Origin of the sequence: Aeromonas finlandensis, from assembly GCF_000764645.1 — a bacterium.
Classification (GTDB): Bacteria; Pseudomonadota; Gammaproteobacteria; order Enterobacterales; family Aeromonadaceae; genus Aeromonas; species Aeromonas finlandensis.
On sequence record NZ_JRGK01000267.1, the window covers coordinates 1 to 10,483 of the forward strand.

Here is a 10,483-nt window from a genome sequence, read left to right on the forward strand (position 1 = left end):
CAGCTGTTGCGCACCTTGTCCACCAGCTGTTTGAAGCGCACGCCACCGGATTGCAGCGCCACCTCTTCCGCCAGCGGATCGAACCCCTGCTCCGCCAGTTGACGCAACCATTCGCGCATCAGGCCGGCCCGCCCCTTGGGGGAGTGGCGGCGATCACGGCTGATCTTGACCGAGGGGCACATGGGGGAGTCGGTCTCGAAGGTGAAACAGAGGCCGTTGCCGTTGCAATCCATGGCACGGGTGTAGCTGGTACGCACGGCCAGCGGGATCTGGCGGTCATACTTGCCGCGCTTGGGCCCATCCACCGACACCAGCTCGGCGCCGCTGCCATAGGGGATGCAAATCTTGCCCGGGTTGATACGGTTGGCCGGGTCGAACGCCCCCTTGACCCGCTGCAGCTCTTCCCACAGCTCGCCAAAGAAGGCGGGGCTGTATTCGGAGCGAAAACCCTTGCCGTGCTCCCCCCACATCAGGCCGCCATATTTCGCGGTGAGCGCCACCACCTGATCGGAGATACGGCGCAGCAGCACCTCCTGCTCGGGATCGCACAAGTCAAGCGCCGGACGCACGTGCAGCACACCGGCATCGACGTGGCCAAACATGCCGTAGTCGAGGCCGTGGGCATCCAGCAGGGCGCGAAACTCCATGATGAAATCGGCCAGGGATTCGGGCGGAACAGCGGTGTCTTCAGTGAAGGCCACCGGCTTCTTGCGCCCTTCGGCGTTGCCCAGCAGCCCCACCGACTTCTTGCGCATGGTGTAGATGGTCTCGATGCTCGGCAGATGGTCACACACCTGATAGCCGATGATCCCCGCCTCGCCCTTGGCCAGCAGGTCGTCGATACGGCGGCAGAGCTCTGCCACCTTGGCCTTGTGTTCTGCTTCATCGGTGTCGGCAAACTCGACGATGTTGAGCCCCTGCAGATCCTTGCCGGGCACATCCTGAATAAGATCTTTAACCGAATGCCAGATGATGTCGGCGCGGGCCAACCCCAGCACCCGGGAGTCCACCGTCTCCACCGACAGAGCTTGCGCCTGCACCATAAAAGGGGCGTTGCGCAAGGCGGAGGGGAAGCTGTCGTACTTGACGTTGACCAGGGTGCGGTAGTGCGGGATGGGGGTGATGTTGAGTCTGGCTTCGGTGATAAAACCGAGGGAGCCTTCCGAGCCGCACAGCACCCGGCTCACATCCAGCGTATCGGTATCGGGTTGATAGAGGTGTTTGAGATCGTAGCCGGTCAGAAAGCGGTTGAGCTTGGGGAAGGTCGCCTCGATGTCGGCTCGGCGCTCCTTGCCGATGCGATAGAGGGTGCGATAGATCTCCCCTTCCCGATTCTCCAGCGCCAGCTTGTCGGCAAGTCGATCACCGGTCAGCGGCTCGGTGGCCATGATGTCGCCATTCTCCAGCACCGCTTTGAGCCCCAGCACGTGATCCGAGGTTTTGCCGTACACGAGGGACCCCTGCCCCGAGGCGTCGGTGTTGATCATGCCGCCCAGGGTGGCGCGGTTGGAGGTGGAGAGATCCGGCGAGAAGAAGTAGCCGTGCGGTTTGAGATAGGCGTTGAGCTGGTCTTTCACCACCCCGGCCTGGGCGCGCACCCACCCCTCCTCCAGATTAATTTCCATGATCTGGTTCATATAACGGGAGAGATCGACGATAATGCCGCCGCCCAATGACTGACCATTGGTGCCGGTACCGCCACCACGAGGGAAAAAACTCAAGGAGGCGAACGCCGGCTCTGCGGCCAGCTTGAGCATTGCTGCTATGTCGTCCGCACTGCGCGGATAGAGAACCGCCTGAGGTACGACCTGATAGACGCTGTTATCCGTCGCCATCGCCAACCGGCTTGCATAAGACTTTTCGATATCACCACGAAATGCGCTGCGCTCTAGCAACTCAAGAAACTGCAGGGTTGCGGGTGACAAACTGTCCTGGTAATCGAGTCTCGGGATCATGAATCCTTGTTCCCATCCTTTGCTTGATGCCGGCACGCCGGCGACAACGACTGGCCAGCCGCCGATCAATGGCAATCAGGCCAGTCCGCTCACATGTGAGCGGGCAGTATATCAGCTAGAAAACCGCTTGCGCTTGGCAATATTCACCATTTGAAAGGAGGACTTTTATGGCTCACCACAGCCATGTTATCAGTACGTTTATCACCACCGAAAAGCAGGCTTTGACCCTGTCGCTGTTCGGCAGCATAGGGTTTGCCATCTTCGGCATCGGCTATGGCCTGCTGGTGGGATCCCACGCGATTATGCTCGACGGTATTTTTAGCCTGTTCAGTATGGGCATGACCGGCCTTGGCCTCATCACCGCCTACCTCGTGACCCGCCCCTCCGATGCCCGCTTCCAGTACGGCTACGCCCATTTCGAACCCATTGCCAATGTGATCAACGGGGTCATTATTCTACTGCTCTGTCTGGGGGCGCTTTATAGCGGCATCACCACCCTGCTGGCGGGCGGCCGTGACATTGACCTCGGCCACGCGCTGATCTGCGCCGCTATCTCCACTTTTTTATGCTCCCTGTTTTATCTGGTCGAAGCGCGGTTGGCCAAGCAGTTCAACTCCGAACTGGTGCGGGTCGATTCAGAGGAGTGGCTGGTTGATACCATCCTGAGTGCCACCCTGCTGGTGGGTTTTTTGGTCGCGATGGGGCTAGATACCATCGGCTATGGCCAATACAACCGTTACATAGACCCGGTGCTGGTCTCGCTGCTGGCCCTCTGCGCCACCCTCATCCCCATCAAGGTGCTCGGTCGCAACCTGCGGGAAGTGCTGAAGATCGCCCCCAAGGGGGATGTGCCACGGCAAGTCGAGCAGGAGATCGAGGCGCTGCGCCAGCGTCACGGCATCGAGTGCTACAGCCATCTGGCAAAAAGCGGTCGCCGCTTCGATCTGGAATTGAATATTCTGGTGGCGCCGGGTCAGGAGTGGCCCGTCGAGCGTCAGGATGCCCTGCGCCAGGAGCTCTGGTCCCGCCTCGGCGATACCTTGGGGGATGCCTGGCTGTCGGTCTGTTTCACCCGCGAAAAGCGCTGGTTGTAACGACCGAGCGGGGGAGCGCGGCCCGGCCGCCTCCCCCTGTCTCATCACCACCCCATCACGCCCCGCTGATGCTGCACTTGCCAAATTGGCGCCAATCGTTATCATCAGGGCTCATTTTTCACCCGAGGTTTTATTGCCCATCATGGACAATCCCCGAAGTTGCCCTTCGTCTCTTTCTGTCAAAGCCTATCTTTATCTGCTTCATCCGCGCCTCTGAATAACACCGTTGCCTTGCTGTTACTGCGGCCATCGTGCGCCGTGATCACTGTTTGCTCTGTCTGTTTTTATTGAGGTCATACCATGGAATTGCTGCTGGATCCCCACATCTGGATCGGTCTGTTTACCCTGATCATTCTGGAAATCGTACTGGGGATCGACAACCTGGTCTTCATCGCCATCCTGGTGAAAAAACTGCCCCCCGCCCAGCGGGACAAGGCGCGCGTCATCGGTCTCTCCCTCGCCCTGCTGATGCGACTCGCGCTCTTGAGCGTCATGTCATGGCTGGTCACCCTGACCACCCCGATTTTGCATCTGTGGGATCACCCCTTCTCCGGTCGGGACCTGATCCTGATGGGGGGCGGCCTGTTCCTGCTGTTCAAGGCCACCTCCGAGCTGCACGAGCGGCTGGAAGCCAAGCCTCACGATGACGGCCCGGTCGGCGCCTACGCCAGCTTTGGGGTGGTGATCGCCCAGATCCTGGTGCTCGATGCGGTCTTCTCGCTCGACTCCATCATCACTGCCGTCGGCATGGTGGAACACCTTGGCGTCATGATGGCCGCCGTCACCATCGCCATGGTGGTGATGGTGCTCGCCTCCAAGCCGCTGACCCGCTTCGTCAACGCCCACCCGACCGTGGTGGTGCTCTGCCTGAGCTTCCTGCTGATGATCGGCTTCAGCCTGGTGGCGGAAGGCTTCGGCTTCCATATTCCGAAGGGTTACCTCTACGCGGCCATCGGCTTCTCGGTGCTGATCGAGTTTTTCAACCAGCTGGCCCAGCGCAGCATCATGCGCCACGAATCCAAGCAGCCGCTGCGCGAGCGTACCACCGCCGCCATCTTCAAGCTGATGGGGAGCAAGGCCTATCAGGATCAGCCGGACGACGATCTCGATGCCCCGGCCGCCGCACCGGTGAGCTTTGGCGAGGAGGAGCGCTATATGGTGACCGGCGTGCTGTCGCTGGCCGAGCGATCCATCCGCACCATCATGACCCCGCGCTCCGATATGGCCTGGATCGATATCAACGACTCCAGCGACGAGATCCGCGCCCTGCTGCAGCGGGAGCCCCACAGCCTGTTCCCGATTTGTGACGGGGATCTGGACGAGGTGATCGGGGTGGTCAAGGCGCGAGATCTGCTGTTTGCCCTCAACGAGGGGCAATCCTTAAGCGAACTGGCCAAGCAGAACGACCCCATTATCGTGCCGCAGACCATCAACGTGATCCGCCTGCTGGCGGAGCTGCGCAAAGCCAAGGGGAGCCTTATTCTGGTCTCCGACGAGTTTGGCGTGATCCAGGGGCTGGTCACCACCCACGATCTGCTGGAGGCCATCGTTGGCGAGCTGCCGGATGAGGACGAAACCCCGGATATCGTGCGCGATGGCGAAGGGTGGCTGATCAACGGCAGCACCAACATCCACCATGTGGAGCAGGTGCTGGAGCACGAGGGACTGGTGAGCGAGAGCGATGAATACGTGACCCTGGCGGGCATGCTGCTCTCCCACTTCGGCACCCTGCCCACCCCGGGCCAGCAGTTGCAGCTGCAGCAGCTCAACTTCGAGGTGATCGAGGTGAGCGAGCGGCGCATCGAGCGGGTGAAAGTGATGCCGGGCGCGGCTTGATCCTGCCACCAGCAGAAAACAGAAGAGGGCCAGACGGCCCTCTTTTTTATGCTTCAACTTTATGCCTCAACGCCTTCTATCCCGGCGGTTTGCACTGATTGCTGCATCAAGCGCAATTCTCTTGTGCAATTACCCCTCTTTTTCACAACAAGATGGCGGCATAAAGTGGCATCACTTCCACCATGAGGAACTCAAGATGAGCCACGATCACCTGTTCTGCCCGCTGCGCCTCGGCCAGCTGCACCTTGCCAACCGCATCGTCATGCCCCCCATGACCCGCTCCCGTGCCAGTCAGCCCGGTGACGTGGCCAACGCCATGATGGCCAGCTACTACGCCCAGCGCGCCGACGCGGGCCTGATCATCAGCGAAGGCACCCAAATCGACCCCATGGGCAAGGGCTACGCCTGGACGCCGGGGATCTACAGCGCCGAGCAGATCGCCGGCTGGAAGCTTGTGACCGATGCCGTGCACGCCAAAGGGGGCACCATGTTCGCCCAGCTCTGGCACGTCGGCCGGGTCACCCATCCGGACAACATCGGCGGCGCCCAGCCTATCTCGGCCTCGGCCCTGCCCGCAGTGGGCGTCAAGGTGTTCGTCGATAACGGCAGCGATGTGCCGGGCTTTGTCGAGACCGTCACCCCGCGCGCCATGACTCAAGCCGATATCGATGCGGTGATCGGCCAGTTCCGTCAGGCGGCCCGCAACGCCATCAGCGCCGGTTTTGACGGCATCGAGCTGCACGCCGCCAACGGTTATCTGATCAACCAGTTCCTCGACTCCGAATCCAACGCTCGCACCGACAGTTACGGTGGCTCGCTGGAAAACCGGCTGCGCTTCCTCAAAGAGGTGACCGAAGCGGTCAGCAGCGAAATCGGTGCTGACCGGGTTGGGGTGCGTCTTGCGCCGCTCACCACCCTCAACGGCACTGTCGATGCCAACCCGCAGGAGACCTATCTGGCCGCCGCCCGCCTGCTGGGCCAGCTCAACGTGGTCTACCTGCACATCGCCGAGGCGGACTGGGACGATGCGCCGCTGATGCCGGAGAACTTCAAGCAGGGTCTGCGGGATGCCTTCCCCAACACCCTGATCTACGCCGGTAAATATGACGGAGAGCGGGCGCGCGCCGCCCTCGACGCGGGCTGGGCCGACATGATTGGCTTTGGCCGCCCCTTCGTCGCCAACCCGGATCTGCCGAACCGGCTGCGCCACGGCTATCCGCTGGCCCCCCATGATCCGGCCACCCTGTTTGGCGGCGGCGAGCAGGGGCTGACCGACTACCCGACCTATCAGGCCGATGGCGCATAAACCGGTCATTGCTTGCCGATGGCCAACCGGCCACTTAAAGCAGGCCCCACTGGTTGGGGCCTGCTGTATTGTTGCGCATCCGTAACAGTGATAGTTATGACTGTCTTACTATTGCAATAATCTCGTTAGGCTCTCTCCCACAGTTTTGCAAGGAGTCCCCATGAATCACACCCAAGCCTGGTGCTGGCATGCCCCGGGCGAGCCAGAGCAGCTCACCCTGACCGAACTTTCTTTAGCACCGCTCGCCCCTGACGAGGTGCTGGTGGCCAACCGGGTCATCGCCTTCAATCCGGTGGACTGGAAGCTGATCGAATATGGCCACGCCAACTGGCAGGATGGTCAGGTGCCCGGCGTCGATGGCATGGGCACTATCGTGGCGCTCGGTGCCAACGTCAGCCATCTGCGCCTCGGCGCCCGGGTCGCCTATCATACCGACCTGCGCCATCACGGCAGCTTTGCCCGCCACACCCGGGTACCCGCCCGCGCCCTGCTGCCGGTGCCCGATGCCCTGAGCGACGAGGCGGCTGCCGCCCTGCCCTGTCCCGGCCTCACTGCCTGGCAGGCGCTGGCCAAGTTGCCGCGCCTGCACGGGGAAGCGCTGCTCATCACCGGCGCGGGCAGCAGTGTTGGCCGCTTTGCGGTGCAGCTCGCCCTCCGGCAAGGGGCGCGTGTCTTTGCCAGCGCCAGCCCACGCCACCATCAGTGGCTTAAACAGATAGGTGTGCAGGGGGTGGCCGATTATCGGGATCCCGACTGGCTGGCCACCCTGCAAGCCGCCAACGGCAGCGAGCCGTTTGAGGGGATCATCGATCTGGTCTCCAGCCAGCAGGCAGAAAGCTTGCTACCCGCCCTTGGCTACTACGGCCATATGGTGACGGTGCTTGGGCGTATCCCCCACAATCCGCTGCCCGCCTTTAGCCAGTGCCACTCATTGCACGAGATTGCGCTGGGTGCCCAGCACACCTTTGGCTCGGACAAACAGTGGAGTCGACTGGTGGCCGCCGGTGTCGCCATGATGGAACAGATGGCGAGCGGTGAACTGACCCTGCCGCCACTGGTGGTCGGCGACTTCGAGGCGCTGCCCACCCTGCTCGACCGCGTCAAGCGCGAAGGACAGGGCGAGAAGTTTCTGGTACGAGTGGCGTAACGCTGACCTCACCCGGCAACCACACCGGCCATTGAAACGAGAGAGGCCCGCCAGTGATGGCGGGCCTCTTTTTATCTCGACATCAGCAGCATCTGGCTCAGTGCAGGATCACCCCGTGGGTCGCGGCATAACTGCGGATCTCCCGGGTCAGCCGCGCCTTGTCGGCCAGAGAGAGCCAACTCGCCTCAACCGCATTGAGCGAGAGGCGGCAGAGCTGATCCGGGGTGGCGCCGAGATCGTACGCCAGCGCCGCAAAATTGGCCCCCATGTAGCCGCCAAAATAGGCGGGATCGTCCGAGTTGATGGTGACGCAGATCCCCTGCTCCAGCAGCCGCAGCACATTGTGCTGGGCCATCTGGTCGAACACCTTGAGCCGGGTGTTGGAGAGGGGGCAGACGGTGAGCGGCAACCGGGTATCGGCCAGATAGCGCAGCAGCTCGGGATCGTCTGCCGAGCGCACCCCATGATCGATGCGACATACCTGCAGCTCGTTGATCGCCTGCCAGATGTAGTCGGCGGGCCCCTCTTCGCCAGCGTGGGCCACCACCGGCAGCCCCAGTTCGCGGCATTTGGCAAAAATCCGGGCAAACTTGGTCGGCGGGTTACCCTTCTCCCCCGAGTCGAGGCCGATGCCGTGAATCCGTGACAGGAACGGCTCCGCCTCAGCCAAGGTAGCGAACGCCTCCTCCTCACTCAGGTGGCGCAAAAAGCTCATGATAAGACGCCAGCTGATGCCAAACTCTCGCTCCCCGGTCTGCAACGCCCGCTCGATGCCACCCAGCACGGTGGCAAAGGGAACGCCGCGGGCGGTGTGGGTCTGCGGGTCGAAGAAGATCTCCACATGCACCACCTTATCGGCGGCGCAACGCTCCAGATAGGCCCAGGTGAGGTCGAAGAAGTCCTGCTCGGTCACCAGCACGCTGGCGCCGCGATAGTAGAGGTCGAGAAAGGATTGCAGGCAGTCAAAGTCATAGGCGGCGCGCACGCTGGCCACGTCGGGCCAGGGCAGTGGCACACCGTTGCGGCGGCCCAGCTCAAACATCAGCTCGGGTTCGAGGCTGCCCTCGATATGCAGGTGCAGCTCCAGTTTCGGCAGTCCGGCGATAAATTGCGCGGCGGTGAGGTGTTCAGGTGTGACTGGCTTGGGAATAGGGGTGTCCATAGCGACGGCTCCATCAGCAAAGTGTTCCGGCGTCAGCCCCTCCACCAGACTGACCCGACGGCAGCTTTATTGTGCACCGAAGTGGCGAGACAGGGGAGACTTGTCATCAAACAGACTTATAATGGCGTCACAAAAATCATAAATGATTGAACATCTTAACGATTGGCGGCTCGCCTGCGCCCTGACAAGGAGTTTTCATGAAGAAGAACGTCATCTGCGATATCGACGGTGTCATCCTGCACAATAACGATCTCATCCCCGGTGCCGACCGTTTCGTCCACCGCCTGCTGGAGCAGGGCAGCAAGCTGCTGTTTCTGACCAACTACCCGGCCCAGACCCAGAAAGATCTGCAAAACCGCTTCCGCTCCGCCGGGGTCGAGGTGCCGGAGGAGTGCTTCTACACCTCCGCCATGGGCACCGCTGATTTTCTCAAACGCCAGGATGGTAAAAAGGCCTATGTGATTGGCGAAGGGGCGCTGACCCACGAGCTCTACAAGGCCGGTTTCACCATCACCGACATCGACCCGGACTTCGTGGTGGTGGGCGAGACCCGCAACTACAACTGGACCATGATGCAGCTGGGCGCCAAGTTCGTCGATCAGGGGGCCCGCTTTATCGCCACCAACCCCGATACCCACGGCCCCATGATGCACCCGGCCTGCGGCGCCCTGTGCGCCCCCATCGAGCGGATGACCGGCAAGAAGCCGTTTTATGTCGGCAAGCCGAGCGCCTGGATCATCCGTGCCGCGCTGAACCGGATGGAGGCCCACTCCGACGACACCATCATCATCGGCGACAACCTGCGCACCGACATTCTGGCGGGCTTTCAGGCCGGTCTCGAGACAGTGCTGGTGCTCTCCGGGGTGAGCAAGGTGGCGGATATCGACCGCATGCCGTTCAGGCCGAACCATATTTTCGACTCCGTGGTCGACATCGATATCGTCTAATCACCACCCAAGCGTTAAACAGGGCAGGTCTCTCCTGCCCTTGCAGGATCTGTTATGGAACCCATTCTGATCGCCGTGGCCTTTGGCTGCGGCATGCTGGTCAATCTGATTGGCCTGCCCCCCCTGCTCGGCTTTCTGGCCGCCGGTTTTATCCTCAACGCCATGGGGTATCACAATACCCCCGCCCTGAGCGAAGTGGCCGATCTCGGCGTCACCCTGCTGCTGTTCACCATCGGCCTCAAGCTCAATATCAAAACCCTGATGCGGCGCGATGTGTGGGGCACCACCAGCCTGCACCTGCTGCTCTCCACCCTGCTCTTTACCGTGGTGCTGCTGGTCTGCAAGGGGCTGGGGCTCCATCTCGCCCTGTCGCTGGACTGGAAACTGGCGCTGCTGCTGGGCTTTGCCCTCTCCTTCTCCAGCACCGTCTTCGCAGTCAAGGTGTTGGAAGATCGCAGCGACATGAATGCCCTCTACGCCCGCATCGCCATCGGGGTGCTGGTCATGCAAGACGTGTTCGCCGTGGCGTTTCTGGCGTTTTCCAGCGGCAAGTGGCCCAGCATCTGGGCGCTCTGGGTGCTGGGATTGCCGCTACTGCGCCCGCTGCTGTTCAAGCTGCTGGAGCGGGCCGGTCACGGCGAGTTGCAGGTGCTGTTCGGGGTGTTTCTGGCGCTGGTCGTGGGGGCCGCCGGTTTTGAAGTGGTCGGGCTCAAGCCGGATCTCGGGGCGCTGATCGTCGGCATGCTGCTCGCCTCCCATCCGGCGGCAGCGGGACTGGCCAAGGCGCTCTTTAACCTCAAGGACCTCTTTCTGGTCTGCTTCTTTCTCACCATCGGCCTCAACGGCCTGCCGACCCACGACACCATGTTGCTGGCACTGGCGCTGGTGCTGGCCCTGCCGCTCAAAAGCGCCCTCTACTATCTGGTCTATAGCGGCGCCCACCTGCGGGTGCGTACCGCCCTGCTCTCGACGCTGGCGCTCACCAACTTCTCGGAGTTTGGCCTCATCGTCGCCGCCATCGCTGCCAAGGCGGGCT

At 61.9% G+C, this 10,483-nt stretch carries 8 protein-coding genes; 6 read left to right on the top strand and 2 right to left on the bottom strand.

The features are described from left to right. Positions 1 to 1,955 (bottom strand): FAD-binding and (Fe-S)-binding domain-containing protein (locus tag LD28_RS0114510; RefSeq protein ID WP_033137663.1); only part of this gene is annotated, 1,955 nt, incomplete at its 3' end. A gap of 167 nt (positions 1,956 to 2,122) precedes the next feature. Here LD28_RS0114510 and LD28_RS0114515 point away from each other — a divergent pair. From LD28_RS0114515 to LD28_RS0114530, 4 genes are all read left to right on the top strand, one after another. After that, positions 2,123 to 3,049, top strand: coding sequence for a cation diffusion facilitator family transporter (locus tag LD28_RS0114515; protein ID WP_033137664.1), 927 nt, complete (start codon positions 2,123 to 2,125; stop codon positions 3,047 to 3,049). 300 nt (positions 3,050 to 3,349) lie between these two features. Further along, positions 3,350 to 4,885, top strand: coding sequence for a TerC family protein (locus LD28_RS0114520; protein WP_033137665.1), 1,536 nt, complete (start codon positions 3,350 to 3,352; stop codon positions 4,883 to 4,885). Between the two features lie 196 nt (positions 4,886 to 5,081). Then, complete coding sequence (locus LD28_RS0114525) at positions 5,082 to 6,191, top strand: alkene reductase (protein ID WP_033137666.1); 1,110 nt, start codon at positions 5,082 to 5,084, stop codon at positions 6,189 to 6,191. Between the two features lie 160 nt (positions 6,192 to 6,351). Then, positions 6,352 to 7,338: a zinc-binding dehydrogenase gene (locus LD28_RS0114530; RefSeq protein ID WP_033137667.1), complete on the top strand. Its 987-nt coding sequence runs from the start codon at positions 6,352 to 6,354 to the stop codon at positions 7,336 to 7,338. A 97-nt stretch (positions 7,339 to 7,435) separates the two neighbouring features. Here LD28_RS0114530 and LD28_RS0114535 read toward each other — a convergent pair whose 3' ends face one another. Beyond that, positions 7,436 to 8,500, bottom strand: a complete 1,065-nt coding sequence (locus LD28_RS0114535) for an adenosine deaminase (RefSeq protein WP_050514341.1) — start codon at positions 8,498 to 8,500, stop codon at positions 7,436 to 7,438. Between the two features lie 197 nt (positions 8,501 to 8,697). Here LD28_RS0114535 and LD28_RS0114540 point away from each other — a divergent pair, with 197 nt between their 5' ends. Both LD28_RS0114540 and LD28_RS0114545 read left to right on the top strand, forming a co-directional pair. Next, on the top strand, positions 8,698 to 9,447 hold the full coding sequence (locus LD28_RS0114540) for an HAD-IIA family hydrolase (protein WP_033137668.1): 750 nt from the start codon (positions 8,698 to 8,700) through the stop codon (positions 9,445 to 9,447). A 54-nt stretch (positions 9,448 to 9,501) separates the two neighbouring features. Beyond that, on the top strand, positions 9,502 to 10,483 hold a 982-nt coding region (locus LD28_RS0114545), incomplete at its 3' end, for a cation:proton antiporter domain-containing protein (protein WP_033137669.1).